The sequence below is a fragment of the Microbacterium sp. ProA8 genome (genome assembly GCF_039905635.1).
GTDB classification, from domain to species: domain Bacteria; phylum Actinomycetota; class Actinomycetes; order Actinomycetales; family Microbacteriaceae; genus Microbacterium; species Microbacterium chionoecetis.
On sequence record NZ_CP157000.1, the window covers coordinates 567,359 to 592,115 of the forward strand.

Genomic DNA, 24,757 nt, shown 5'->3' on the forward strand with positions numbered 1-24,757 from the left:
CCGCGGCGACATCTCCACGCGCTCAGGACCGCCCCACGAGGAGAAGCACAGGAGACGGCTCTCGCGCAAGCCCCGTGATCGCCGCACCCCAGCGTGCCTAGCATCGCCACATGACCGCCCCTGACACCGGGCGTCGGGATCGTGGTGTGCCCGACGCAGAGGCCCCGCAGCAGGCGAGCAAGCGGTTGCGGGGCGCCGACGCAGAGACGTATAGTCACTGGCGTGTGGTAACGATGCCACATATCGACGTGGAGACCGACATGACGGACACGATTCGTCCGCGGACCTCGCTGAGCGAGGACACGCGATGAGCATCACGACGCCGCAGAACGACGCCGTGGTGGAGGCGCTGCACGAGGCGTCGGAGGGGCGGGAGAGTCGTGGTCGCGCGCGCCTTCGCCGCAGCGAACGGCCACCCAAGGTCAAGGTCCATTACGACAAGCGCGAGGCGCTGGCCGGCTACATGTTCATCCTGCCGTGGATCATCGGCTTCCTCGTCTTCACGGCGGGCGCGATGGTGTACAGCCTGTACATCTCATTCAGCAACTACAACCTCGCTACGAACACGGCCAGCCCGGTGGGCTTCGAGAACTACGCCAGGCTCTTCGAAGACCCCCGAGTGGGCGTCGCGCTGGCCAACACGCTCTTCTACGTCGTGATGGCGGTGCCGCTCGAGATCATCTTCGCCCTGATCCTCGCGATGCTGCTGGACCGCGCGGCGCGGGCGACGGCGGGCTTCTGGCGCACGCTCTACTACCTGCCGAAGATGACGCCCGCCGTGGCGACGGCCGCGGTCTTCTTCCTCATGCTCAACGGCAACACCGGTGCGATCAACCAGTTCCTCCGGTTCTTCGGCATCGAGGGCCCGCAGTGGCTCGTCGACCCGGCCTGGGTGAAGCCGAGCATCGTGATCATGACGCTGTGGACGGTCGCCGGCACCATGGTGATCTTCCTCGCGGCGCTGAAGAACGTGCCGCAGGAGCTCTACGAAGTCGCGTCGCTCGACGGCGCCGGTCCGGTCCGCAAGTTCTTCTCGATCACCCTGCCGATGATCTCGGGCGCGATGTTCTTCAACGTCATCGTGCTCTCGATCGCCGCGTTCCAGGTGTTCGACCAGGCCTTCCTGCTGTTCTGGCGAGATCAGAGCAACTCCTCGCCCGAGGCATCCCTGTTCTACGCGATCTATCTGTTCCAGCAGGCGTTCCGTCAGTTCAACTTCGGCTTCGCCGCCGCCATGGCCTGGCTGCTCTTCGTGATCATCATGATCATCACGGTCATCCAGGTGAAGTTCGGCAACCGATTCGTCTACTACGAGGGGGATCGCTGATGTCGGCATCGCTGCAGACTCCGGGCGTCGCCCGGCCCGTTCCCGAGGCGGCGGCCGCCGCGGTCGCGGCACCTCAGCGCTCGCGCTGGCGTCGCCGCTTCGCCCGCCCCAAGTCGCTCGTGGGGCGCATCTTCCTGTCGATCGCCCTGATCGGCTTCGGGATTCTCTTCCTCTACCCCTTCGTCTGGCTGCTGTCGGCGAGCCTGAAGCCGCGCGGCGAGGTGTTCGACAACGCGCTCATCCCCAAGACGTGGATGCCCGAGAACTACGTCGAGGTGTGGAACCAGCTTCCCCTCCTCAGCTGGATGTGGAACAGCGTCGCCATCGCGGTCCTGGCGGCCGGAACCGTGGCGATCTCGAGTTCGATCGTCGCTTTCGGGTTCGCCTACTTCAAGTTCCCCGGTCGCACCCTGCTCTTCGGTTTCGTGCTCGCCACGATGATGCTGCCCGGCGCCGTCACCATGATCCCGATCTACCTGATCTGGAAGGAGACGGGACTCCTCGGCACGTGGGTGCCGCTCTGGGGGATGAACCTGTTCGGCTCGGCGTTCTACATCTTCTTGCAGCGCCAGTTCTATCTGGGGCTCCCCAAGGAGCTGTTCGAAGCGGCGCGGCTCGACGGTGCGAGCTACTGGGGGCTGTTCTGGCGCATCGCGATGCCGCTGTCGATCCCGTCGTTCATCATCGTGTTCCTCTTCGAGTTCCAGGCCAGCTGGAACAACCTGCAGGCTGCCCTGATCTACCTCAACGCCGGCTCGGTCGACGAGTTCACCGCGCCGCTGGGGATCGCCTACGCCATGACGAAATACAGCCCGACCGCGGGAGGTCAGGGCGACTACCAGTACGTCATGGTGGCGTCGTTCCTCGTCACGCTGCCGATGCTGATCATCTTCGCGTTCGGGCAGCGGTACTTCATCGAGGGGGTGGCGACGCAGGGCAGGAAGGGATGAGACGGATGCCGCGGCGCGGCTGATCTCGTTCCAGAACGTACACACAACACCGGATCGAAAGGGAAACCGATGCGCAAGCGCTTGATCGGAATCGCCGCACTCGCGGCATCCGCTGTCCTCCTCGCCGGCTGCGGAGGCGGTGGGAACGGCGGCGGCGGCACTGGCGGTGACGTGGACTTCGAGGCCGAGCCCACCGGCGCGATGTCGGCATGGGGCTTCGAGAACGCCGACGACGTCGGCCAGTCGCGCCTCGACTACGCCGAGGAGCAGCTGAGCGACGTCGAGGTCGAACTCGACGCGACCGCGTTCGACGCTCAGAAGTTCACCACGCGCATCGCGAGCGGCGACGTGCCCGACGTCGTGCAGATGGATCGGCGCTACGTGACGCAGTACGCGGCACAGGACCTCATCATCCCGCTCGATGCGTGCTTCGAAGCGCACGACGTGACGCCCGACGACTACTGGTACCCGTTCGTCGTGGACGATGTGCGTTACGACGACGGCGTCTGGGCGGTGCCGCAGTTCTACCAGCCGCCGGCGATCATGCTGAACAAGCGCGTGATGGACGAGGCGGGCGTCACCACCGAGGAGATCGACACGTCCAACCCCGAGGCGCTCCTTGGGGCGATCGGCAAGATGTACCAGGAGTCGGGCGGCGTCCCCTCGCGCCTCGGGTTCGACCCGGTCTCGACCGGTCAGGGCGCGCTGTGGATCCTCGGCATGGGCGGTCAGCTCATCGACGACGAGGGCGCGCCCACGCTCGACGACCCGAGCAACATCGCCGGCATCGACATGCTCAAGCAGATCAACGACGCGCAGGGCGGCTACGCCTCGGTGAAGAGCTTCACCGACTCGTTCGACACGTTCGGAGAGAACAACCAGTTCGTCGCCGACCAGGTGGGCGCGCAGGTGAACGCCCAGTGGTACCCGAACGTCCTGTCGCCGTACGTGGACCAGATCCAGATCGAGGCGGTGCCGTTCAAGAACAGCGACGGCGAACCCTTCTCCGTCGCAGGCGGCACGGCGTTCGTGATCCCGGCCGGTGCGGAGAACCCCGCCGCGGCGTGCGCGTGGATGATCAACCTGACCAGCGAGGACGCGTGGAACGCGGCCGGTGAGGCCCGCGCCGCGACGCGCGAGGAGGACGGCGGCATCAACACCGGCCTGTTCACCGGCTCGCCGGGCCCGGACCAGTCGATCCGTGAGCAGTACGTCGTGGAGAGCGGCAACGCCGGGTTCGACCAGACCATCTCGACGTACTACGACGTGCTGGATTACGGCCAGTCGTTCGGCTCCTCGCCCGCCGGGCAGGACATCCAGAACGAGCTGAACAACGCCATCACGGCGGCGCTCCTGGGCGACAAGACGCCCGAGGAGGCCCTGGCCGACGCGCAGGAGGCGGCCATGCGGGCGTACGACAACGCGAACGCCGGCTGACCCACAGCGCGCAGTCCTTCGGGGGGACGTGGCGGGTCGACTTCGGTCGGCCCGCCCTTCCTCGTGCGCGGCGGCGGGTGCGGCGGATGCGGCAGCGGGTGCGCTTAGCGAAACCGGAGCGCCGGTCGCAACCCCCTGCAGGGTGCGAGGGCGGATGCCTAGGCTCGCGGCATCCGGAAAGGAGATCGTATGTCCCAGACCACGCTCGAATCCCCCGCCGACCTGCTGCGCTTCCAGTTGCGCGTCGCCATGACGATGGAGGAGGACTCCCTCGCGGCGCTCGGCGAGCTGGAGCAGGCCGCCAGCTCAGCGGACGTCAAGAAGATGTTCCGCCACCACGCCGACGAGACGAAGGAGCAGATCGAGAACCTCCGCAAGGTGTTCCAGGTGCTCGAACTGCCCGAGTCCACGGCGGCGTCGCCGAGCACGAAGGGGATCGCGAAGCAGGCCGAGTCGCTCATCCAGCGCTCCGCGCCCGCGCTGCGCGACCAGGTCACGCTGTCGGCCGCCCTCGGGAACGAGCACTACGAGATCTCGGCATACCAGTCGCTCATCCTCGCGACCCGCGCCCAGGGAGCGGTCGATGCGGTCACCCTGCTGACCGCCAACCTCGACCAGGAGACGCACACCAGCGAGGAGCTGCAGCAGAAGCTGCAAGAGCTCGTCGGCTGATCACCGATCACTGGCTCTGGCCGCGACGCTGCGTCGCGGTCAGAGCCAGTGGCGTCTGCGGAAGACCCAGTACAGCGTGAGGCTCGTGGCCGCCATCAGGGCCAGCGCCATCGGGTAGCCGAGCGGCCACTCCAGTTCGGGCATGTACGTGAAGTTCATGCCGTAGATCGTGCCGACGAGCGTCGGACCGAAGAGGATGGCCGCCCAGCCCGAGATCTTCTTCACCTGCTCGTTCTGCAGCAGCGCGGTGTCGGTCTGGCGCTGCGTCACGATCGTCGCGTTCACCGTCAGGGTGTTGTCGAGGATCGAGCGGAACGCGGAGGTCTTGTCGATGATCCGCAGCGTGTGGTCGTGCACGTCGCGCAGCGACCGCTGCAGTTCGAGGTCGACCTCGTACTTCGGCGCCCCGCGCTGGAGGGCGTCGAGCATGTCGGCGAGCGGCGTCACCGCGCGCTGCAGCGTGATCACCTCGCGCGACAGGTCGTAGATGCGCTTCGAGAGTGTGACCCCGCCGTTCTCGAACAGCGCGTCCTCGATCTCGTCGATGTCGTTCTCGACGCCCTCGACCACCGGGGTGTACTCATCGACGACCTCGTCGAGGATCGCGTACAGCACGGCCTCCGGCCCGCGCGCGAGCAGTTCGGGGTCACCCTCCATGCGCCGGCGCACCCGACTCAGGTCGGGCGACTCGGCGTGGCGGATCGTCACGATGAAGTCGGGGCCGACGAACACGTGCAGCTCGCCGAACTCCACCGTCTCGGTCTCATCGATGTACCGGGCGGGGCGGAGCACGACGAACAGGATGTCGCCGTAGCGCTCCAGCTTCGAACGCTGGTGACCGGTGAGGGCGTCTTCGACAGCCAGCGGGTGCAGCGAGAACTCGTCGGCGACCTGCGCGATCTCCTCGGCGGTGGGGCGGAACATCCCGATCCAGGCCATCCCATGGTGCTCGCGCGTGTACTCGAACGTCTCGGTGAGGCTCGTCGGATTCTGGATCCGCTGTCCGGCGACGTACACGCCGTTGTCGACGATGGGCATCCGGCAATCCTCCCTCGCCGCCGGGCACCCGGCAACGATCCTCACAGTACCCAGACGGACGGATGCCGCACTCTGCGCCACGTCGGCGGCCCTGGGTACTCTGCCCTCATGGCCACGACTCGACCCGTGCTCGACTGGCTGCTCGACTCCGACCCGGCGTTGCGGTGGCAGGTCGAGCGCGACATTCTCGGTGCGCCAACCGAGACGTGGGAGGCGACGCGAGCGCGCGTGGCGACGGAGGGCTTCGGCGCGCGGCTGCTGGCCGAGCAGGATGCCGACGGCCAGTGGGCCGGGGGCGCCTTCTTCCCCGCGGGGTTCTTCGGCAGCGCCGAGGCTGAGGCGCCGGGGCAGCCGTGGGTCGCGACGACGTGGGTGCTGAAAGACCTGCGCGAGTGGGGCGTGGACGCCGCGGCGCTCGAGGGCACCGCCGAGAAGCTCGCAGCGAACAGCCGGTGGGAGTACGAAGACCTGCCGTACTGGGGTGGTGAGGTCGACGTCTGCATCAATTCCTACACGCTCGCGAGCGGAGCGTGGCTCGGCGCGGATGTCTCGAAGCTCGCGGCGTGGTTTCCTGCGCATCGCCTCGCAGACGGTGGCTGGAACTGCGAGGCCGAGGAGGGCGACTCCGTGCGGTCGTCGTTCCACTCGACGCTCAACGCCGTGCGCGGCATGCGCGCGTACGAGCGGACCACCGGCGACACGAGCATGCGTGAGGCGCGCCACGGCGGCGAGGAGTACCTGCTGTCGCGGCGCTTGATGTTCCGCGCGTCGACCGGCGAGCTGGTGGGGGAGTTCGCGACCCGGTTCGTGTACCCCAACCGGCACCGCTACAGCGCGCTCGCCGCCCTCGACCACTTCCGCGACGTCGCCCTGCTCGAAGGCACGCCCCCCGATCCGCGGCTCGCCGAGGCGATCGAGGTCGTGCGTGCGGCCAGACAGCCCGACGGCACGTGGGTGCAGACGACGCCGCTCCCCGGTCGCACCTGGTTCGACGTGGACGCCGGCGAGGGCGAGCCGTCGCGCTGGCTGACGCTGATCGGCACGCGTGTGCTGGAGTGGTTGGACGCTTCGGGGGCTGATCGCTGAAAAGCGCAGGTCGGGCGCCGCATCCCCGGTCGGGGTCAGAGTGGCTGACACCCGCGGACCTTCCGCCGTGCGCGAACTCGGGCCGCGGCATCCGTGACGGGTCGACACTTGTCGCATGGACGACCAGGAGGCGCTCGACGCGTACTCGTCGACGGTCATGCGCGTTGCGCAGACCGTGCTGCCGTCGGTCGCCGCGGTGAGCGTGCGCACACGGCGGGGAGCAGGCGCCGGCAGTGCGTCGGTGATCACGGAGCGGGGCCACCTGCTCACCAGCGCCCACGTGGTCGAGGGGGCGGTGGCTCTGGAGCTGGCCTTTCCCGACGGCACGGTGGCTGCGGCATCCGTCGTCGGCGCTGATCCGCTCTCGGACCTGGCCGTGCTGCACGCCGACGGTCCGACGCCCCCGCCGGTGCGGATGGGGGATGCCGCCGCCCTGGGCGTCGGGCAGCTCGTCGTCGCGCTCGGCAATCCTCGAGGCTTCTCCGGCAGTGTGACGGCAGGCATCGTGTCGGCGCTCGGGCGATCGCTGCCGACCCGGTCGGGCCGCGTGATCGACGAGGTCATCCAGACCGACGCCGCGCTGAACCCTGGCAACAGCGGGGGAGTGCTCGCCGACAGCGCCGGGCGCATGGTCGGCGTCAACACCGCCGTGGCCGGCATCGGGCTCGGACTCGCTGTGCCCATCAACGCCACGACGCGCGAGATCATCGACGCCCTGCGCACGACCGGGCGTGTGCGGCGCGCCTGGCTGGGCATCGCCGGGGCGACGGTGCCGCTCGGCCCCGACGTGGCGGTCAAGGCGGGGGCGAGGGTCGGGATGCAGGTGGTCTCCGTCGTGCCGAACAGCCCCGCCGCCGCGGCCGGCGCCCGCGCCGGTGACATCGTGCTGTCGCTCGACGGCGTCGCGATCGCCGACCCCACCGCGCTGCAGCGCCGCATGGTCGCCGGTGCCATCGGGCGGCGCATGGAGATGACGGTCTGGCGCAACGGCGCCCTCGTCGACGTGGTGGTCGAGCCCGAGGAGCTCCGCGTCGGCTGAGCCGTGGTCGCGGCGTGACCGCGTGGTTCTTGTGCGTTGTGCGCGCCTCGACGCCCGGAAAGCCGCCCCGATGCGTCCCACCGCTCGTGCGGTTCGATCAGCCGGTTGACTGATCGCGGTACGGCGGTCAGGTGGCCAGCGGATTCCGCGCCGCGTCGCGCAACGAGACCGGGGGGGGCGACCACAGGCGACTCGGCCGAGTCAGGGCGGACGGCGTCTCGTCTGCTTCACGGATCTGGTCATCTGCGCCGCCGAGTGACGGCCGGGATGCCGGCACCGAGGCTCGCTTGCGACCTCGGACGGCGCCACCCTGTGTATCTGACGCCGCGGGGGCAGCCTCATATCGATCGGAGCCGTTCGCACACCGCATCGTTGGGAGCGATGGCGTTCCGACTCCATTCCCGACAGGAGGGTCGGATCATGGACGAGAACACCCCATCGAACAGCCTCGGCGCGATCATCTCGAGCCTCGCCGCGCGCCGATTCATCTACAGCACGTATGTGCTCGCGTTACTCGTCGTCGGCGCCACCCAGGTGGCGCTCACCTCGCTCAGCATCACGAACCCCGACTGGCTGATCGCCACCCTCGCGGTGCTCGGCTACCTCGGTGTACCTGTCGCCGGACTCGCGGTCGCGAACACGTCGAAGAAGGCCACGGACGCAGAATCGCAGACCGACGACGAGGCCGCGGCACGGCAGCAGCCGCGGCCCGCCACAGCCTGAACCCAGCCGATCGCGGGCCTGCACTCAGTTCTGGGGTGATGGCCCCCTTCTCGTTCGTTCACTGCGGGCACCTCTGGCCGCGGTGAGGTGATTCGCGATAGAACGGGTCCATGGCATCCCCGCTGCTGTTGGGGCCGATGCTGCGTTACGTCGATGAGGCGTCGGCCAGCATCTGGGTGGAGACGCGCGCCGACTGTCTGGTGAGCGTCCACGCCGAGGGACGATCGTGGCAGGCCCGCAGCTTCTCCGTACACGGCCACCATTTCGCCCTCGTTGAAGTGGACGGGCTCGAGCCCGGCAGCGTCTCGCCGTACGGTATCGAGATCGACGGGGTTTCTGTCTGGCCCGACCCGGACTCCGAGTTTCCAGCATCGGTGATCGCCACTCGCGCGCCCGGTCGACGGCCGCGGATCGCCTATGGATCGTGCCGCACCAGTGTCCCCCATGATCGAGCAGGCAATCGCACCCATGGGGTCGACTCATTGCGCGCCTTTGCGCTCGCGGTGGCCGGCGGTCGCCAGGCCCGACCCGACCTGCTGCTCCTTCTCGGCGACCAGGTCTACGCCGACTCGACCACGAAGGAGATGCAGGCCTTCATCCGCAGCCGTCGCGACATTCACCAGGAGCCGGGCAGGGAGCTCAAAGACTTCGAAGAATACGCCCACCTCTACCAGTTGGCATGGTCGGACGAAGCCAATCGGTGGCTGCTCTCGTGCGTGCCCACGGCGATGATCTTCGACGACCACGACATCCGCGACGACTGGAACGCCTCTCTCGACTGGAGACGGAAGATGGAGGCCACCTCGTGGTGGCACGAGCGCATCGTCGCCGGCCTGGCGTCGTACTGGGTGTATCAACACCTAGGCAACCTGTCTCCCCGCGAACGTGCCGCCGACCCGTTGTGGCAGCGGGTAACCGGGCGCCACGACGCCGCGCCAGTTTCCGTCGACCTCAGCGCCGCGCTGGACGAGTTCGCCGACCGTTGCAACCAGGATCCCCACAGCTACCGCTGGAGCTACTGCCGGGGCTTCGATGGGTCGCGCCTGATCGTCCTGGACTCCCGCGTGGCGCGAGATCTCACTCCGTCGGCTCGCGGGTTGCTGAACGCTCAAGAGCTCGCGTGGTTCGACGAACAGATGCAGGGCGGATTCCGTCACGTCTTCATCGCCACCTCGCTCCCGTTCCTCCTGCCGTTGGGATTGCACCACGTCGAGGCCTGGGATGAGGCGATCGCACAGGGCGCTTGGGGGCGACCGGTCGCGCGGGTCGGGGAACGGCTGCGGCAGGCGGTCGACTTGGAACATTGGGCGGCGTTCCAGAACAGCTTCCAGGCGGTTGCGGGGATTGCGACGGAGCTGGCAGATGGCGACCGCGGCCCCTCGCCGCTGACGGTGACCTTCCTGTCCGGTGACGTGCACTTCTCCTACCTCGCCGAGGTGGAGCGTCACAACGGCAGCCGCATCGTGCAGGCGGTGTGTTCACCGATACGAAACCCTTTGCCCCGCTTCCTGCGGTGGTTCTCGGTGGTGATGTCGTATGGCGCAGCGACGCCGCTGGGTGCCGCAGCCGCGCATTCGGCAAAGGTTCCCGACCCGCCCTTCCGCTGGAAGACAGTGAAGGGTCCGTGGTTCGACAACAACCTCGCGCTGCTGCAAGACGGACCGGATGGGCTCACCATGACATGGCACACCGGTGTGGTCGAGGACGGGGACGAGCTGCACCCTCGTCTCGAAGAGGTGGCATCCATCACCGTTCCCGCGAAGCGAGACGCCGACCTGTCATCGTAGGCGGCTCCGATCCTTCCGCGTCATCCCCCACAGATCAGTCGGCGTTCCGGCGGTGAGGTCCTCACGCTTGCCGCCGCAGCGCTTTGAACGGGACCGGCGATCGTCCCTTAGCTGAGAAGTTGGTCAGTCCGGGCGTGTGTGGTCCTTGACATCAGGTTGCGCGCGCATGAGGTCTGCAAGCTCCTCCTCCGGCCGCGGGGCGACGGTCTCGTCGACCTCGAGTTCCGGGATGCTCGACTCCCCAGGAGCAGGAACCTGAGACGGAGCGGGCTGTTCGTCGTACATGGACACGGGGGATCCTTCCGTCGTCCGCATTGGTAGCGTACGCCGGACGTCCGGATGCCGTGCTCCATGTCGTCCGTGAGCCAGTCGGACGGCTGCGCCCCCGAGCGCGACGAGGACTGGACGGCGGCTCGGACACGAGTGTCCGAGCCGCCGTCGATGATGCGAAAAAGCTAGGGCCTTCAGTCGCCGCAGATGCCCCTCGCGGTGTCGTTCTTGGCCTGGCCGCCGACAGCCTGGACGACCTCTCCGACGCCCGTGAACCCGAGGGCTCCTTCGGTGTTGATCGTCTTGTGCACCTGGCCGAAACACGCAGAGTCAGCGGGCGCGGCATTGGCGGTCCCGGCGACGCCGAAGACGGCGAGCACGACGATCGCTCCGGTAGCGAGAATGCGCTTCATTGGACTTTCCCCTCCTGTTTGGCGGGCACCTGTTCGCCCGCTACGAGGTTCTTCTCTCATTCGCGTCGATTCGGATGCACTTCGGCGCATCCGAAATTCCGCGGCACACCGGGCGCGCTGCCGCCCTTACGCTTTTCCGTTCCATTTGGCTAGGGGGTCCCGTGACGGCACGTCGTTTCCTAGCGTGGATATCGGAGCGACCAACCCGGGTCCAACTCCGAAACCACACCCCTGAACACAAAGGAGCAGTCATGTCCTCAAACTGGGACGCGTGGGATTACCGTCAAGACGTCAACCGTGGTGTCGGCGCACGCAGTCTGGTGGGCTACCACGTCCACGCCACCGACGGCGACATCGGCAAGATCGATGAGGCCAGTGACGACGCCGGCAGCAGCCGCCTGGTCGTCGACACGGGGCCGTGGATCTTCGGCCGCAAGGTCGTCCTGCCCGCCGGAACCGTGCAGCGTGTGGACGACGAGGACGAGAAGGTCTACGTCGACCTCACCAAGGACCAGATCAAGAACTCTCCGGAGTGGGATCAGACCACCACGGGTATCGATGACGACTACCGCGGCCGTCTCGACACCTACTACGGCGGTTTCTACCGCTGAGTGACGCGGGCGCCCGGGCACCCACCGGGCGCCCGACCATTGTGCCGCCTCATTCCCGTTCACGGGTGTGGGGCGGCACATCTGCGTGCGCAGGCGAAGCCCGGGCCGTCCCGGTCGTCGCAGGATGGGCTGGGCTTCGACTCCATCACGCACTCGGCCACGCTACGTTGACAGCATGCAGCCTTCCGCGCGCAGCCCGCTCGTCGACACGGCGAGCACTTCCTCATGACGCCCACCCTCACCACCCACCCGGTCCCCGGCTACGGCGCCGAGGATGTCGTGGTCGGCGGTCACGGCGCCGACGAAGGTGCCGTCTTCACCGGAACGGCCGACGGCTCGGTGTTCCGGGTCAGTCATGATGGCGCGAAGGTCGACCGGATCGCCGGAACCCAGGGTCGGCCGCTTGGCCTCGAATTCGATCTCGACGGTCGGCTGCTGGTCTGCGACGCGCACCGCGGGCTCCTCCGCATCGACGTCCGCACCGGCGGCGTCGAGGCGGTCGCTCGCGATGTGGGCGGTCGCCCGATGCGGTTCTGCAACAACGCCGCGATCGCCTCCGATGACACGGTCTGGTTCAGCGACTCGTCCACCAAGTTCGGGGTCGACGACTGGAAGTCCGACTTCGTTCAGAACACCCGCACCGGGCGGCTGTTGCGCCTCGACGTCGACGGCACCGTCACTGTGGTGCTCGACGGACTCGCTTTCGCCAACGGTGTCGCGCTGTCGCGCGCCGAGGATTTCGTCGCCGTCGCCGAGACCGGAGCCCGCACCGTCGTGCGCCGGTGGTTGACCGGCCCGAACGCCGGAGCCCGCGATCTGCTCTGCAGCGACCTTCCCGGGTATCCCGACAACATCGCGCGCGGCAGCGACGGCCTGATCTGGGTCACCATTGCCAGCCCGCGCGATTCTGTCGTCGAGCGACTGCAGACTGGCCCGGTGGTGCTGCGGAAGCTGGCGACCCGCCTGCCGGAGAGGCTGCAACCCGCTCCGAAACGGACGGTGCGGGTCCAGGCCTACGACGACGACGGCCGGCTGATTCACGACGTCGATGTCGACCCGAATAGTCAGGGGGCCGCGTACCACATGGTCACCGGCGTCCGGGAATACCAGGGCCGGATTTGGCTCGGGAGCCTGCACGAGGCGGCGATCGCCGTGATCGACCTCTGAGCCGGCAGTTCACAGACCCGCCGGATGTCCGGATCCGGACGCAGAGCGATCGTGCGCGTTGCCCGCACTCAGGAGTGAGAGTGAGACGCGGCGCACCCGGTGGAACCGTATACGACTCCGCGCTCCAGCTGGCAACCCCGGTGCACCGGCAGTCGCCGGCTGTTTGGGTGGCACATGCAGGGGCCTGTCACCGGGAACCCTGCGCCGACGTTGTTGAACCGCTGCGCACACTCACGCAGCCGGCATGAGGAGGAAATGATGCAGCGAGACCCGAACCACCCGAGTCAAGCCGAAGGCGAAGACCCGGAGCGCAGCGACGGCGGCTTCGTCGAGCCTCAAGAGGGCCACCCGTCGCAGGCGGAGGGAGAAGACCCGAACGCACCCGAGGCATCCAAGGGTGAGGTGCGCTGACAGTGACGGCCTGGGCGGGTTGCGCCGCGCGAGATGGAGACGCAGCTGCACCCACACCGGGATGGCTGGGGCCCGGGCATCCATCCCGGCGACGGTTCTGAGGGCCGAGGTCTCGACGGGGGCGCGTCTGGTCGTAGGCCGTGTCCCACCCGGGTCTGATGCGCCGAACGCGCTTGCGGCGTAGTCTCCCGCCATGTGGCTGCGGCGCCCGTCCCTCGTGGAAGCCGTCGTCGGCGTGCTGTGCGGCATCCCGGTCGGGGCGTTCTTCCTGCCGACCACGTTCTGGGCGTTGCCCATCGCGGTAGCGACGGCGGCGCTGATCACGGTGCTGCCTCAGCGGCCGCTGACAGCCGGCGTCGTGCTCTCGATGTTCTTCCTGCTCCTCGATCTGACCGGCCTGACCTCCGATGGCGGTCCCTACCTCGCACCGTTTCTCATCGGGGTCTACTACCTCGGGCGTTACGCTCCACTCTGGCGTGGTGTGCTCGTCGCCCTCACATTTCCGATCGCCTCGATGGAGGCGTGGAATCAGAGCACGGTGGCTTTCGCGCTCGTCTTCACGGGATCCGTCTTCGCATACGGCCGGGTGGTGCACTCCCGCGCCGAGAGTGCGCATCGCGCGCAGGCGTCTGCCGCAGAGCTGCAGGCCACGGATGCGACGGCCGTGGCTGCGCGGATCGTCGCTGACGAGCGCGCCCGGCTCGGCGGACAGTCGCTCGGACTGCTCCGGGCCGCAGTGGAAGGCATGAGGTCGGATGCTGTCGCCGCGCGCATCGAGCTGGACCCGGCGCTTATCGAGTCGGTGAGCAGGCGGGGCAGGCAGGCCGTCACCGAGTTGCGCTGGCTGCTGGGCATCTTGCGGTCGGAGCCGAACCTCGAGCACTCAAGCGAGCCGCCCGACGCCCGTATTCGCACCATCGACATCGTGCTCGCGGCGGTGCTGATCCTCGGAGGAGTCCTGGAACGGGCGTTTGCGGTGTGGCAACCGCCGAGTCCCCTCTCATGGGCCCTTGCCATCGTGCTGCCGGCCTGCGTGCTCGTCAGGCGTCGCTTCGTCACCATCGCGTGCATCGTGGCGACGGCTGGCGTCGTCTCGGGCCTGCTGGCCGGGGTGCTGCCGGGCCTCTCGAGTCTGCTCTGCATCGTGCTGCTGGCCTGGTCGGTCGGGACGGCGGGGCTGCCCTTGCTCTGGCTGATCTTCGCGGCGCTCGCCGCCGCGTCAGCCGGATGGTTCGACCTCCACGAACCGGGCAACGGCCTCTTCTGCCTCGCGGTGATCGCGCTGCCGGCGTTCGCGGGGCTCGAGTGGTCGGCGCAGGACCGGGCCGCCCGGGCCGCGTCTGCTGAAGCCGACCGGCTCCGCGCGGATCTGGAGGCGCGGGTCGAAGCAACCCGCCGCGAGGAGCGCCTCCGGATCGCTCGCGAACTGCACGATGTCGCGAGCCATTCGGTCGGCGTCATGGTGATGCAGGCTTCGGCCGCGTCCGCGCTGCGCGAGCGCGATCCGGCGGCCGCGAGGGATGCCCTGAAGACCGTGGGCGATACCGCTGAGCACACCATCAAAGAACTCGAGGTGATGTTCGATCTCCTCGACTCCGGCGCGATCGGCGCCCCTGGTCTGGCCAGAGCCACTCGTGAGCCGCTGCAAAGACTGGTGGACCGGATGCGCAAGACAGGACTGGAGATCTCGCTCCAGCAGACGCCGGTGCCCCCGAACCTCGACGACGTCGTCTATCGGATCGTGCAGGAGAGTCTCACGAACATCGTGCGGCATTCCAACGGACGCAACGTGCGGATCGGCGTGGAGTGGTCGGGCGACGAGGTGCGTGTGGGCGTCAGGGATGACGGCGTACGTCGCGCAGATCCGCCCTCTCGGAGTTCCGAGACCACGGGCTTCGGGCTCATCGGGCTCGACGAGCGTGTGGGAGGCGTGGGCGGAACTTTCCGAGCCGGGTGGACAGATGAGGGGTTCCTCGTCGAAGCGGTGCTCTCGGCCGACGCTGTCGCGAGGCTCTGATGGCAGAATCTCCGATCCGCGTGCTGATCGCGGACGATCAGCACCTCATCCGTGGCGGATTGCGGGCCATCATCGACACGGAACCCGACATGCGGGTCGTCGGCGAGGCCTCCGACGGCGCGTCGGCCGCGCGCGAGGCGGTTGCCACTCGTGCCGACGTAGTCCTGATGGACGTGCAGATGCCGGGCACCGACGGCATCGAGGGGGCCCGGCGGGTCATCGACGCCCGGCCCGAGGCGCGCGTCCTGATGCTCACGATGTTCGATCTCGACGAATACGTCCTCGGCGCGCTGCGCGCCGGGGCCAGCGGGTTCCTCCTGAAGACGACGCCGCCGGCCGATCTCACCGCCGCCATCCGGGCGTGCCTGAGCGGAGCGATGCTCTTCGCCCCGTCGGTCACACGGCGGCTCGTCGAGTCGTACGTGAGTCAGCCACCGCCCGTCGATGGCGTGCCCGACCGACTCGCCGGCCTGACGCCGCGGGAGCTCGATGTGTTCGAGGCGATCGCGCGGGGTCTGTCCAACAGCGAGATCGGCGCTCAGCTCTTCATGGGTGAGGCGACCGTCAAGACCCACATCACGCGCATCCTGGCGAAACTCGGCTTGCGCGACCGGGTGCAGGCGGTGGTGCTCGCGTACGACTGCGGTCTCATGCGGCCGACGGTCGTCCACAGGGACGACTCGCCCCCCGGTCGTTGAGCGAACCGAAGACGGGGCGAAGTCCACCCCTACCCGTCTGTGTCTTCGTCCCGGTCACACTGCGGTGAGCATCGCTCAACGACCGGAGCGTCAGACCGAAGTCGGACGCCAGGCTACGACTTTGCGAGATCCGATGGGGACTTCCGGTGCGCGAGGCGCCGCGTCTCGTGGGATGTGCGACCCCGGCGGAAGCGGGCATGGTGGCCTTCGCACCGACGGTGCACCGCAAACTACGTGGAAGGTGGCAAATCATGCGACGTCTTGATGTGGCGCTGCGCTGGCTGGGAGCGATCGGGATCACGCTCGCCCCGCTCGGTCTCTTCGTGCTCCCGGGGCTGCTGCACCCGGAACCGTACGAGACCGCCGAGGACCAATTCACAGCGATCGCCGAAGGCACGGGGGGTGAGTACCTGGCACTGGGCCTGCAGATCTTCGGCTCGGCCATCCTCATGGCGGCCGCGCTGGGAATCGGCGGCTGCACGATCGCACGTGGTCGGGGACGAACACTCGGCGCGATCGGCCTGATCACCGGAATGGTCACGGCGGTCGTCCTCCTGGTGGTGCTGGGATACGAGCTCGCCATGATGACCGTTCTGATCTCCGCGGCCGACACGGACGCGGCGGTCTCGCAGGTGGTCAGCCTCTCGGCAAGCCCGTGGTTCGGGGTCCCGCTGCTCGTCGGCCTCGTCGGCTTCTTCCTCACCCTTCCGCTCCTGGTGTTCGCACTGTGGCGCAGCCGGATCGTGCCGATCGTCGTTCCACTGCTGTTCGCGCTGCCCGTCTTGGTCGGCTTCGTGCCGCTCCCGGTGGACACGACCGTGCTCGGGGGGGTGACGATGCTGATCCCGTGCCTCTGGGCGAGCGTGCAGCTCGTCCGCGGCGCCGTCACCGACGCGAGCGCGGATGCCGCGACGGCCGAGACAGCTCGGGTTGCCGGCTGAGCCCAGTATGCGAAAACGCCCCGGGTGCCCCGGGGTGTTTTCGCGCTTACACGCGTCACACCGCGCCGGGACGCGCCGCCGAGGTGACCTGCGGGCTTTCGCTGTCGGGCAGTACCGCGCCGACCGGACGCGCCTCACGGTTGACGAGGCGGCGGATGACGGCATCCACCACCGCTCCTATCGCCGCGGCGATCACGATCGCGAGCACGATGGCCAGCAGCGGCTGGTCGTGCAGCCACTGCCCGGCGACGATCCCGAAGACCGCCGAGTATGCCGCCCAGGTGATGCCGGCGGCGATCGACAGAGGCAGGAACCGGCGAAGCGGGTAGCCCGTCGCGCCGGCGGTCATGTTCACCGCGATCCGGCCGACCGGGATGTAGCGCGCGGTGAAGATGAGGAGCGCACCGCGGCGGTCCAGCCCGCGGCGGGCCCACTCGACCGCGCTGGTGACGCGGCTCGTGCGCATCCACCGGAAGCGGTCCGTGCCCAGTACCCGGCCGAGCTGATACGCGATGTTGTCGCCGATGATGGCGCCTGCGGCAGCCACGCCGATGAGCAGCAGCAGGTTCGGCTGGCCCGTGACCACCGACACCGTGGCGGCGCCGACCACGACCGTCTCGCTCGGGATCGGCGGGAAGAACCCGTCGATCACGCACACGGCGAGCACGATCAGATACACCCACGGCGATGCCGCGAGGTCGGTCACGAGGGTCGTCAGCAGTCCGAGGAGGTCCATGCCTGCGACGCTACGAATGGGGAGATGCCCCCACAGCCGACCGAAGGTTGGACTGCACCTTACTTTCGTCAGTCCCGCAGCATGGGGCTGCGTTCCTACGATGGGGGGATGCTCCCTGCCGGTCGTTCCCTGCGAGGGTCGTGGCCGACGCCGGTCGGGGTCGTGCTCCTCGTCCTCGCGACGTCGATCGCTCTGCCGCTGGCGCGGTGGGGTGATTCAGTGCTGGTACTCGCGCTGATCCCGGCAGCGATCGCCGGCTACCTGGCCGGACGCCACATGGCCGGGCTCGTGCCGGCCGTGGTCACCTTCTCCGTCGTGCTGACGGTTTCACTCCCGGTCTCTTACGTGATGCCGGGCACCGCGCCCCTCGGCGACTGGATGGCGAGCGTGCTCATCGCCCTGCTCATCGTCGTTGCTCCGTGGTGGTTCGGCAGGTACCGGATGCTGCGGGAGGAGCAGCGGGAATCGGATGCCGCGATCCTGGCAGAACGCGCACAGGCCGACGAACGCGCGCGCATCGCGGACGACCTCCACGACACGATCGGCCACGAGCTGGCATTGATCGCGGTGCAAGCCGGCGCTCTGGAGCTCGGGCGTGAGCTCAGCACCGAGCAGCGTGAGCAGTTCCGCGCGCTGCGCGAGGCCGCCGTCCGAGCGAGCGACCGTCTGCGCGACGTGGTGCGCGTGACGCGGCCCGGGGACGGTCCGAGTCGACTCGACCCCGTCGGCGGCGAGGGCATCGATGCGCTCGTGGCCGGGGCGAAGGATGCGGGCATGAGCGTCCAAGCGGAGATCGACCATGCGCTCCTGGCAGCCGCGGACCCGTTGATCGCGGAACTGGCGGTGCGGACCGTCCGCGAGGGCCTCACGAACGCGGCCAGGCACGCGCCCGGCGCCGCTGTCGGGATCCATGTCGGGCGGTCCGACGCCGACGGTCTCGCGGCGTCGATCCGGTCCGCGGCATCCACCGAGACCGGTGCGCAGGGCAGCGGTCACGGCATCCCGAGCCTCCGTCGTCGCGCCGAGCTCCTCGGCGGGTCGATCGACGCGGACCCGACACCCGGCGGCGGCTTCGAACTGCGACTGCGGGCGCCGTTGCGCGCCGAGACGGTCGCGCATGGATCATTGGATGCCGCGGAACCGGCTCTGCGCACCAACGCACGTGCTGCCCGCCGCCGGGTGTGGCAGGCGACGATCGTCCCGGCGGTGATCCTGGGGCTCGCCCTGGTCGGCTTCGCGGTCGTGCAGGCGATCACGTTCGCGCAGACCGCGGTCACGTCCGAGGTGTACGAGAGCATCGAGCTGGGCGCGACCCGGGCGGCGCTCGCACCGCTTCTGCCCGCGGGCACCCCCGGTCCGGTGCCGATCGTCGCCGAGCCGCCGTCGCCCGACGGATCGGAGTGCGAGTACTTCGCCGCCCGCGACGGTTGGCTGCACTTCACCGATGCGACGTATCGCCTGTGCTTCGATCAAGGAGTGCTCGTCGAGAAGACCCTGTTGGAGGCCCAGTGATCCGGGTGCTCATCGCCGACGACGAAGCCATGATGAGGGCCGGCGTGCGCTCGATCCTCGAGTCCGACCCCGAGATCGAGGTGGTGTTCGAGGCCGCGAACGGCCGCGAAGCGATCGACGGCACCCAGCGTCACCGGCCGGATGTGGCCGTACTCGATATCCGGATGCCGGTGCTCGACGGCCTGAGCGCGGCCACCGAGATCGTGGCCACGGTGCCGGGCACCCGGATCGTGATGCTGACGACCTTCGGCGAGGACGACTACATCGAGCGAGCACTCGGCGGGGGCGCACTGGGGTTCTTGCTGAAGGCCGCCGATCCGCGCGAACTGATCGCGGGCGTTCGCGCGGTCTCAGAGGGCGGCGCGTACCTCTCTCCGGACATCGCGCGCCGGGTCATCGCGCCGTACCGCGAGGGAGACCGCGCGCGCACCGTCGAGGCCCGGGACGCGGCGGCAGCCCTGACCGACCGTGAACGGGAGGTGCTCGCGCTGCTCGGCGCCGGAGCCTCGAACGCCGAGATCGGCATGCGGCTGCACCTCGTCGAGGGCACCGTCAAGGGCTACGTCAGCGCCATCCTCGCGAAGCTCGGCGTGCGGAACCGCGTCGAAGCCGCCGTGCTGGCATACCGGGCGGGCATCGTCGCGGCCGAATGAGCAGGCATCCGCTGTCCAGCAGGTGGGATGCCGCGTGTCAGGATCGACCCATGAGCACCCTCGTCAACGCAGACACGTTCGTTCGTGCGGAAACGCATCGGATGATGCACGACCTTCAGTCCAATGTCGGAGGCGTCAACCGCTTCCTGCACAACCGGGAGCCCGCTGCGATCGACAGGCAGACCGTCATCCGCCTGAACCGTGACACGCTCTACAGCTTCGCGGTCGTGGACATCAGCGCCGGGGCGACGCTCACGATTCCCGAGCACGGCGAGCGATACCTCTCGGCCATGGTGGTCAACGAGCACCACTACATCGATGCGGTCTTCCATGACGCCGGAGAGCACGAGCTTTCGCTCGAGCGGTTCGGAACCCCACACGTGGTGGTCGCCGTCCGAACCCTCGCCGACCCCAACGACCCCTCGGACCTCGCCGAGGTGCGCGCGATCCAGGACGGGATCGGCTTGGAAGCCCGCTCCAGCCGGCCGTTCGAGATGCCGGACTACGACACCGAGACCTTCGATGAGACGCGCAACGCCCTGCTGGCGCTCGCCCGCAACCTCACCGGCTTCGACCGGATGTTCGGCGCCCGCGACGAGGTGGATCCCGTGCGGCATCTCATCGGCACGGCCGCCGGATGGGGAGGCCTGCCTTCCGCGGAGGCGAGCTACATCGGTGTCGACCCGCGGCTGCCGATCGGGCGGTACGAGCTGACGGTAGGGGATGTCCCGGCCGACGGGTTCTGGTCGATTTCGGTCTACAACGCCGCCGGCTTCTTCGAGCCGAATGAGCGCGGCGCGTACACGATCAACAACATCACCGGCGTGCGCAACGACGACGGCACCATCACCGTGCGCTTCGGCGACTACCCGGCCGACGTTCCCAACGCCCTCCCGATCACGGAGGGCTGGAACTACCTCGTGCGGCTCTACCGGCCGCGCCCCGAGATCCTCGACGGGCAGTGGACCTTCCCCACGCTGAGCAGCTGAACCTGGAGAACGCTCTCGAATCGGTGCGGATGATCGGGGCGGAGCGGTGAACTCGGCCCTGCCGCTGCGATCGAACCAGGGCTAGGCTTCGCCACTATGGACATGCTCGGAGGCGACGAGATCGCCGCGGCCGACCTGACGGACTGGCGCAAGCTGGCTCAGGGACTGCATGCCCGGTACCGGGTCGGCGACTTCACGAGCGGCGCACGTTTCCTCGTCGCGGTGGGTGAGGCGGGCGATGCCGTCGGCCACCACCCGCGCGTGTCGATGGGTGCGGGGTACGTCGATCTCAAGCTGGTCAGCGACGACGCCGTCTACCGCGACGGCGAGGGCACAGAACACGTCGTCGAATGGGTGACCCCGCAGGACGTGGAGCTGGCGCGACGGATCACCGATATCGCCGCCGATCACGCAGTCGCCGCGGACCCCGCCGCGGTCAGCCACATCGAACTGGGACTCGACACGGCACGTTCGGCGACCATCGCCCCTGTGTGGGCCGCCCTCCTCACCGGGAGCGCCGAGTCGCAGGGGCGCGGGTCGCCCAGCGACGAGATCCGAGACGCCACAGCACGGGTTCCGAACCTGTGGTTCGGGGAAGCCGGCGAAGGTGAGACCACGCGTCAGCGCCTGCACATCGAGGTCTATGTCGCGCCGGAGGTGGCCGAGCAACGGATCGCGGACGCGATCGCGGCAGGCGGGACCGTCGTCGATGACAGCAACGCACCAGAGCTCACGGTGATCGCCGACCAGGACGGCAACACGGGAGTCGTGTGCGTCGACACGTCGGCCGTGAAGAGCGCATGAACGGCGAACGGTCCGGCACGGATCGGGCCGTGAACGCAGGTATGAAAGCCGCGCACTAGCCGGCGGACCACCCGAAGCCGGCCACATGGCCGTCGGGCGGTGTGTGCGCGCGGGCCTCGGTGCCGGAGCCGAGCATCGTTCGGGTGAGCTGCTCGCGGGAGTCCATCAGGCGGGTGAGCTCGGCCGTGAGGTCGTCGTCGCCGGGGGTCCGCTCGGCCTTCGCGGCGCGGAGCACGCTCCGCCGGATCAGCTCCTTGGCAAACGATCCCGTGGTGCCCTCGGATCTCTGCGCCGCGGCATCCAGTGCGTCGTCGCTGTAGGGCAGGTTGTGGGCGTAGCGGCGGAACAGCCGACGTCGCTCGGGCAGCGCAGGAAGCGGCACCTCGACAGCGAGATCGACGCGTCCGGGACGCTCGGCGAGCGCGCGCTCGAGCACTTCCACACGGTTGGTCGTCATGATGAAGGCCACATCGGCGTCGCCGTCGAGGCCGTCCAGGGCGTCGAGCACCTCGAACAGCAGCGGCTGCGGGGATGCGTGGCGTTCCATCGCGACCAGATCGATGTCTTCCAGGACGACGATCGCCGGCTGGAACGTGCGCGCGATCTCGGCGGCTGCACTGACGAACCGGATGCTGGACCCCGTCAGGACGACGGCGGTCGCGTCCGGTGTCGCACTGAGCAGGTGACGAACCGTCAGCGTCTTGCCCGTTCCGGGCGGTCCGTACAGCAGGACACCGCGCTTGAGATGCTGCTCAGCGCGCTGCAGGGCGGCGCGGTGGGTGCCGATGGTGATGACGTGCTGCACGATCTCGTCGAGCACACCGTCGGGAAGCACGATGTCGTCAGCGGCCACCGACGGTCGAGCCACGAACGTGGCGCCGGCGTCGCGCCCGTACTCGGTCGGCTGGAAGGACAGCACCTGGCCGCGAAGAACGCTTCGCTCGACCATGGTGCGCCGCAGCGCTTCGAGAAAACGTGTCACCGCGTCTGGATCGGTGCCCATCACCTCGACCATCGCGGTCTGCCGACCGAACTGCGGCGCCGCCGCGCGCTGGGCCAGCGCGATCGGCGACCCATCGAACTGCAGCAGCCGGATGCCGAGAGAGACGACCCGCTTGCTCGAACTCGGGCCCGTCGCGCGCTCTGCGTAATCCACCGGTCCGGGGGCGTAACGGACGTGGCTGTTGGTGACGAACTCCGCAAGACCCTGATGGTGACGCTGGTCACCCCCAGTCACGCCGATGAGCCGGCCATCGCCGTCCGCCGCGAGCGCCTCCAGTGCGATATCGGCGTCGACGAGGCGGTGGTCGGCGATCAGCTCCTGCACGACGGATACCTGTGCGGCGTCAGTCGCCAGATGCTCGCTGAGCAGGTCGCCCAGCGGCGTGCGGCTCGGCCTCGCATCCTGCGCGGTCAGCTCATTCACTCGCCGCAGGTAGTCGGAAACGGCTCGCATCAGGTCCCGGTCGTCGTCGCTCAGCACGCCCCCGAACCTCTCACGAACCGGCGACACCACGCCACTCCGTGGCCTCGATCGGCGCTGACGTGTGCACCCGTGCCCCAACGGATGCGCACCTGAATCAACACCGGCCCTGCGAAAGTCTCAGAGATAGTGTCGTATCCGAGCGTTGCCGTTCGTGGATCTGGTGTGCGACCGGTTCGGGTCGCCACGACGAAGGAGCCACGACATGGCTCTCGTCCCGATGAGAGGAGACGACAGTGCCCAAGTATCTGATCGCATTCAACGACGAGTGGGTGCCCGAGCACACCGCCGACGAACTGCAGCGCAAGAGCGAGGCCTCCAAAGCTGTGCTCGAGGAGATGACGGCGGCAGGCGTCTTCCTCTTCGCGGAGGGGGGAATCGATGCCTCGACCGCGATCTTCAGCGTCGTGAGCGAGGACGGGAAGCCCGTCTTCACCGATGGGCCGTTCGTCGAGAGCAAGGAGCATCTCGGCGGGTTCACCGTCGTGGAGGTGCCGGACGACGAGGCCGCACGATACTGGGCGGGGCGACTGGCCGTCTCACTGGACTGGCCCCAGGAGGTGCACCGGTTCCCCTCGGGCCTCGCGGAGATCATCGAACGGCAATCGCCTGCGAGTGAGTGACGTGGCTCGAGACCGGCTGCCCATGACCGGACCGGCGGAGCGCTCTGCGGCGGGCGCCGCCGAAGCGCGTTCCGCCCGGTCTGCGGCATCCGTCCACGCTCTGCCGGGTTCATGACCCGATCCCCCGTCGAGGAGGCCATCAGCCGCGCACACCACGAGGAGTGGGCGCGGCTGGTGGCGGGTCTCGCACGTCGCTTCGGCGATCTCGACCTCGCAGAGGACGCCGCAGCCGAGGCATTCGTCGCGGCGGTGGAGCGATGGCCGCGCGACGGCGTGCCACCCAACCCCGGCGCGTGGCTCACCACGACCGCGACCCGCAAGGCGATCGACCGGCTGCGTCGTGAATCTCATCGCGACGGCAAACAACAGGCGGCACACATGCTGTCGGACGACACCCCACCCGAGCCGACCGGACCGGTCGAGGACGACCGGCTTCGGCTGGTCTTCACCTGCTGCCATCCCGCGCTCGCCACGGAGGCCCGCATCGCGCTGACCTTGCGCCTGCTCGGCGGGCTCACCGTCGCGCAGATCGCCCACGCCTTCCTGGTGCCGGAGACCACGATGGCGAGACGGATCACGCGCGCGAAAGCGAAGATCAAGGCCGCGCACATCCCCTACCGGGTGCCGTCCGCGACCGATATCCAGGAGCGGCTCGCGGGGGTGCTCGCTGTGATCTACCTCATCTTCAACGAGGGCTACCTGGCCACTGCCGGAGACGACCCGGTGCGCGCCGACCTGACCGACGAGGCGATCCGACTGGGGCGCCTCCTGCGCACGCTCCTGCCCGATGAAGGGGAGGTGACGGGACTGCTCGCGCTGATGCTCCTGACGGACGCGCGCCGCACCGCGCGCGTGTCCCGCACCGGTGAACTGGTGACCCTGGAGGAGCAAGATCGCAGCGCGTGGAACCAGGCCCTGGTGGTCGAGGGCCACGGCCTCGTCCGCGCGCGGATCGCGGCCGTCGCTGCGGGTGCAGCGCCACCAGGGCGATATCAGCTCCTGGCGGCGATCAATGCCGTGCACACGAATGCCCCGACCTCACGCGATACCGACTGGTCGCAGATCGTCGCCCTCTACGACCGCCTGATCAGGCTCGATCCCTCCCCGATCGTGCGGCTGAACCGCGCGATCGCGGTCGCCGAAGTGGACGGTCCCGACGTCGCACTCGCCGAGGTCGACCGACTCGGCGAGGCACTCGCGGAGTACCACGCCTACCACGCCGCGCGCGCCGACCTTCTGCGGCGGGTCGGGCGAAGCGAGGAATCGCGGACGGCGTACGACAGAGCCATCCGACTCGCCGGCAACCCTGCCGAGCGCGCCTACCTCGCCCGCCGTCGCGACCAGCTCGTGGGGTGAACGGACGACGCCCG

At 68.6% G+C, this 24,757-nt stretch carries 25 protein-coding genes; 20 read left to right on the plus strand and 5 right to left on the minus strand.

From position 1 onward, the window contains the following. Positions 1 to 463: 463 nt before the first annotated feature. From ABG085_RS02505 to ABG085_RS02520, 4 genes are all read left to right on the plus strand, one after another. Positions 464 to 1,327 carry a sugar ABC transporter permease gene (locus tag ABG085_RS02505; RefSeq protein ID WP_347979264.1) on the plus strand — a complete coding sequence of 288 codons (864 nt, stop codon included), beginning with the start codon at positions 464 to 466 and terminating at the stop codon, positions 1,325 to 1,327. Next, positions 1,327 to 2,277, plus strand: a complete 951-nt coding sequence (locus ABG085_RS02510) for a carbohydrate ABC transporter permease (protein WP_347977873.1) — start codon at positions 1,327 to 1,329, stop codon at positions 2,275 to 2,277. Before ABG085_RS02505 ends, ABG085_RS02510 begins: the two co-directional genes overlap by 1 nt. 69 nt (positions 2,278 to 2,346) lie before the next feature. Continuing rightward, positions 2,347 to 3,714 (plus strand): extracellular solute-binding protein, encoded by a 1,368-nt coding sequence (locus ABG085_RS02515; RefSeq protein WP_347977874.1) that lies wholly within the window; start codon positions 2,347 to 2,349, stop codon positions 3,712 to 3,714. 189 nt (positions 3,715 to 3,903) lie between these two features. Beyond that, positions 3,904 to 4,386: a DUF892 family protein gene (locus ABG085_RS02520; RefSeq protein WP_347977875.1), complete on the plus strand. Its 483-nt coding sequence runs from the start codon at positions 3,904 to 3,906 to the stop codon at positions 4,384 to 4,386. 39 nt (positions 4,387 to 4,425) lie between these two features. Here the strand turns inward: ABG085_RS02520 and corA are convergent, their stop codons facing one another. Then, positions 4,426 to 5,424 (minus strand): magnesium/cobalt transporter CorA, encoded by a 999-nt coding sequence (gene corA / locus ABG085_RS02525; RefSeq protein ID WP_347977876.1) that lies wholly within the window; start codon positions 5,422 to 5,424, stop codon positions 4,426 to 4,428. Positions 5,425 to 5,532: 108 nt separating this feature from the next. Here corA and ABG085_RS02530 point away from each other — a divergent pair, with 108 nt between their 5' ends. The 4 genes from ABG085_RS02530 (at position 5,533) to ABG085_RS02545 (ending at position 10,059) form a co-directional block, all read left to right on the plus strand. Then, entirely contained in the window at positions 5,533 to 6,510 is a 978-nt protein-coding gene (locus tag ABG085_RS02530; RefSeq protein ID WP_347977877.1) for a squalene cyclase, read from the plus strand. Between the two features lie 115 nt (positions 6,511 to 6,625). After that, positions 6,626 to 7,549, plus strand: coding sequence for a trypsin-like peptidase domain-containing protein (locus ABG085_RS02535; RefSeq protein WP_347977878.1), 924 nt, complete (start codon positions 6,626 to 6,628; stop codon positions 7,547 to 7,549). 420 nt (positions 7,550 to 7,969) lie between these two features. Further along, positions 7,970 to 8,272: a hypothetical protein gene (locus tag ABG085_RS02540; protein WP_347977879.1), complete on the plus strand. Its 303-nt coding sequence runs from the start codon at positions 7,970 to 7,972 to the stop codon at positions 8,270 to 8,272. A 110-nt stretch (positions 8,273 to 8,382) separates the two neighbouring features. Then, positions 8,383 to 10,059, plus strand: a complete 1,677-nt coding sequence (locus ABG085_RS02545) for an alkaline phosphatase D family protein (protein ID WP_347977880.1) — start codon at positions 8,383 to 8,385, stop codon at positions 10,057 to 10,059. 123 nt (positions 10,060 to 10,182) lie between these two features. Here ABG085_RS02545 and ABG085_RS02550 read toward each other — a convergent pair whose 3' ends face one another. Next, positions 10,183 to 10,350 carry a hypothetical protein gene (locus ABG085_RS02550; protein ID WP_347977881.1) on the minus strand — a complete coding sequence of 56 codons (168 nt, stop codon included), beginning with the start codon at positions 10,348 to 10,350 and terminating at the stop codon, positions 10,183 to 10,185. A 173-nt stretch (positions 10,351 to 10,523) separates the two neighbouring features. Continuing rightward, positions 10,524 to 10,742 carry a hypothetical protein gene (locus ABG085_RS02555; RefSeq protein WP_347977882.1) on the minus strand — a complete coding sequence of 73 codons (219 nt, stop codon included), beginning with the start codon at positions 10,740 to 10,742 and terminating at the stop codon, positions 10,524 to 10,526. A gap of 251 nt (positions 10,743 to 10,993) precedes the next feature. On the opposite strand from ABG085_RS02555, the gene ABG085_RS02560 reads away from it, so the two are divergent. The 6 genes from ABG085_RS02560 (at position 10,994) to ABG085_RS02585 (ending at position 16,587) form a co-directional block, all read left to right on the plus strand. Beyond that, positions 10,994 to 11,353: a PRC-barrel domain containing protein gene (locus tag ABG085_RS02560; RefSeq protein ID WP_347977883.1), complete on the plus strand. Its 360-nt coding sequence runs from the start codon at positions 10,994 to 10,996 to the stop codon at positions 11,351 to 11,353. 225 nt (positions 11,354 to 11,578) lie between these two features. Next, complete coding sequence (locus ABG085_RS02565) at positions 11,579 to 12,520, plus strand: SMP-30/gluconolactonase/LRE family protein (RefSeq protein WP_347977884.1); 942 nt, start codon at positions 11,579 to 11,581, stop codon at positions 12,518 to 12,520. Between the two features lie 258 nt (positions 12,521 to 12,778). Continuing rightward, positions 12,779 to 12,931, plus strand: a complete 153-nt coding sequence (locus ABG085_RS02570; protein ID WP_347977885.1) for a hypothetical protein — start codon at positions 12,779 to 12,781, stop codon at positions 12,929 to 12,931. 193 nt (positions 12,932 to 13,124) lie between these two features. Continuing rightward, positions 13,125 to 14,948 (plus strand): histidine kinase, encoded by a 1,824-nt coding sequence (locus ABG085_RS02575; protein ID WP_347977886.1) that lies wholly within the window; start codon positions 13,125 to 13,127, stop codon positions 14,946 to 14,948. Continuing rightward, positions 14,948 to 15,646: a response regulator transcription factor gene (locus tag ABG085_RS02580; RefSeq protein WP_347977887.1), complete on the plus strand. Its 699-nt coding sequence runs from the start codon at positions 14,948 to 14,950 to the stop codon at positions 15,644 to 15,646. Before ABG085_RS02575 ends, ABG085_RS02580 begins: the two co-directional genes overlap by 1 nt. A gap of 251 nt (positions 15,647 to 15,897) precedes the next feature. Beyond that, positions 15,898 to 16,587 carry a hypothetical protein gene (locus ABG085_RS02585; RefSeq protein WP_347977888.1) on the plus strand — a complete coding sequence of 230 codons (690 nt, stop codon included), beginning with the start codon at positions 15,898 to 15,900 and terminating at the stop codon, positions 16,585 to 16,587. Between the two features lie 55 nt (positions 16,588 to 16,642). On the opposite strand, the gene ABG085_RS02590 is transcribed toward ABG085_RS02585, so the two are convergent. Beyond that, entirely contained in the window at positions 16,643 to 17,323 is a 681-nt protein-coding gene (locus ABG085_RS02590; protein ID WP_347977889.1) for a DedA family protein, read from the minus strand. Between the two features lie 108 nt (positions 17,324 to 17,431). Here ABG085_RS02590 and ABG085_RS02595 point away from each other — a divergent pair, with 108 nt between their 5' ends. The 4 genes from ABG085_RS02595 (at position 17,432) to ABG085_RS02610 (ending at position 21,281) form a co-directional block, all read left to right on the plus strand. Then, complete coding sequence (locus ABG085_RS02595) at positions 17,432 to 18,835, plus strand: histidine kinase (RefSeq protein ID WP_347977890.1); 1,404 nt, start codon at positions 17,432 to 17,434, stop codon at positions 18,833 to 18,835. Continuing rightward, positions 18,832 to 19,488 carry a response regulator transcription factor gene (locus tag ABG085_RS02600; protein ID WP_347977891.1) on the plus strand — a complete coding sequence of 219 codons (657 nt, stop codon included), beginning with the start codon at positions 18,832 to 18,834 and terminating at the stop codon, positions 19,486 to 19,488. The genes ABG085_RS02595 and ABG085_RS02600 overlap by 4 nt, the downstream gene beginning before the upstream one ends. Positions 19,489 to 19,538: 50 nt before the next feature. After that, complete coding sequence (locus ABG085_RS02605) at positions 19,539 to 20,477, plus strand: DUF1254 domain-containing protein (RefSeq protein WP_347977892.1); 939 nt, start codon at positions 19,539 to 19,541, stop codon at positions 20,475 to 20,477. Positions 20,478 to 20,573: 96 nt separating this feature from the next. Next, positions 20,574 to 21,281 carry a VOC family protein gene (locus tag ABG085_RS02610; RefSeq protein WP_347977893.1) on the plus strand — a complete coding sequence of 236 codons (708 nt, stop codon included), beginning with the start codon at positions 20,574 to 20,576 and terminating at the stop codon, positions 21,279 to 21,281. Positions 21,282 to 21,336: 55 nt separating this feature from the next. Here the strand turns inward: ABG085_RS02610 and ABG085_RS02615 are convergent, their stop codons facing one another. Further along, positions 21,337 to 22,764, minus strand: a complete 1,428-nt coding sequence (locus ABG085_RS02615; protein WP_347977894.1) for an AAA family ATPase — start codon at positions 22,762 to 22,764, stop codon at positions 21,337 to 21,339. 236 nt (positions 22,765 to 23,000) lie between these two features. Here ABG085_RS02615 and ABG085_RS02620 point away from each other — a divergent pair, with 236 nt between their 5' ends. Continuing rightward, the gene (locus ABG085_RS02620; protein ID WP_347977895.1) at positions 23,001 to 23,387 is read left to right on the plus strand and encodes a YciI family protein; all 387 of its coding nucleotides are present in this window, start codon (positions 23,001 to 23,003) and stop codon (positions 23,385 to 23,387) included. 111 nt (positions 23,388 to 23,498) lie between these two features. Beyond that, positions 23,499 to 24,743 (plus strand): sigma-70 family RNA polymerase sigma factor, encoded by a 1,245-nt coding sequence (locus ABG085_RS02625; RefSeq protein WP_347977896.1) that lies wholly within the window; start codon positions 23,499 to 23,501, stop codon positions 24,741 to 24,743. Positions 24,744 to 24,757: the final 14 nt, after the last annotated feature.

Coding starts and splice junctions, on each gene's coding strand:
- ABG085_RS02505 (WP_347979264.1), top strand. CDS start 464: ATGTTCATCCTGCCGTGGATCATCGGCTTCCTCGTCTTCACGGCGGGC.
- ABG085_RS02510 (WP_347977873.1), top strand. CDS start 1,327: ATGTCGGCATCGCTGCAGACTCCGGGCGTCGCCCGGCCCGTTCCCGAG.
- ABG085_RS02515 (WP_347977874.1), top strand. CDS start 2,347: ATGCGCAAGCGCTTGATCGGAATCGCCGCACTCGCGGCATCCGCTGTC.
- ABG085_RS02520 (WP_347977875.1), top strand. CDS start 3,904: ATGTCCCAGACCACGCTCGAATCCCCCGCCGACCTGCTGCGCTTCCAG.
- corA (WP_347977876.1), bottom strand. CDS start 5,424: ATGCCCATCGTCGACAACGGCGTGTACGTCGCCGGACAGCGGATCCAG.
- ABG085_RS02530 (WP_347977877.1), top strand. CDS start 5,533: ATGGCCACGACTCGACCCGTGCTCGACTGGCTGCTCGACTCCGACCCG.
- ABG085_RS02535 (WP_347977878.1), top strand. CDS start 6,626: ATGGACGACCAGGAGGCGCTCGACGCGTACTCGTCGACGGTCATGCGC.
- ABG085_RS02540 (WP_347977879.1), top strand. CDS start 7,970: ATGGACGAGAACACCCCATCGAACAGCCTCGGCGCGATCATCTCGAGC.
- ABG085_RS02545 (WP_347977880.1), top strand. CDS start 8,383: ATGGCATCCCCGCTGCTGTTGGGGCCGATGCTGCGTTACGTCGATGAG.
- ABG085_RS02555 (WP_347977882.1), bottom strand. CDS start 10,742: ATGAAGCGCATTCTCGCTACCGGAGCGATCGTCGTGCTCGCCGTCTTC.
- ABG085_RS02560 (WP_347977883.1), top strand. CDS start 10,994: ATGTCCTCAAACTGGGACGCGTGGGATTACCGTCAAGACGTCAACCGT.
- ABG085_RS02565 (WP_347977884.1), top strand. CDS start 11,579: ATGACGCCCACCCTCACCACCCACCCGGTCCCCGGCTACGGCGCCGAG.
- ABG085_RS02570 (WP_347977885.1), top strand. CDS start 12,779: ATGCAGCGAGACCCGAACCACCCGAGTCAAGCCGAAGGCGAAGACCCG.
- ABG085_RS02575 (WP_347977886.1), top strand. CDS start 13,125: ATGTGGCTGCGGCGCCCGTCCCTCGTGGAAGCCGTCGTCGGCGTGCTG.
- ABG085_RS02580 (WP_347977887.1), top strand. CDS start 14,948: ATGGCAGAATCTCCGATCCGCGTGCTGATCGCGGACGATCAGCACCTC.
- ABG085_RS02585 (WP_347977888.1), top strand. CDS start 15,898: ATGCGACGTCTTGATGTGGCGCTGCGCTGGCTGGGAGCGATCGGGATC.
- ABG085_RS02590 (WP_347977889.1), bottom strand. CDS start 17,323: ATGGACCTCCTCGGACTGCTGACGACCCTCGTGACCGACCTCGCGGCA.
- ABG085_RS02595 (WP_347977890.1), top strand. CDS start 17,432: ATGCTCCCTGCCGGTCGTTCCCTGCGAGGGTCGTGGCCGACGCCGGTC.
- ABG085_RS02605 (WP_347977892.1), top strand. CDS start 19,539: ATGAGCACCCTCGTCAACGCAGACACGTTCGTTCGTGCGGAAACGCAT.
- ABG085_RS02610 (WP_347977893.1), top strand. CDS start 20,574: ATGGACATGCTCGGAGGCGACGAGATCGCCGCGGCCGACCTGACGGAC.
- ABG085_RS02625 (WP_347977896.1), top strand. CDS start 23,499: ATGACCCGATCCCCCGTCGAGGAGGCCATCAGCCGCGCACACCACGAG.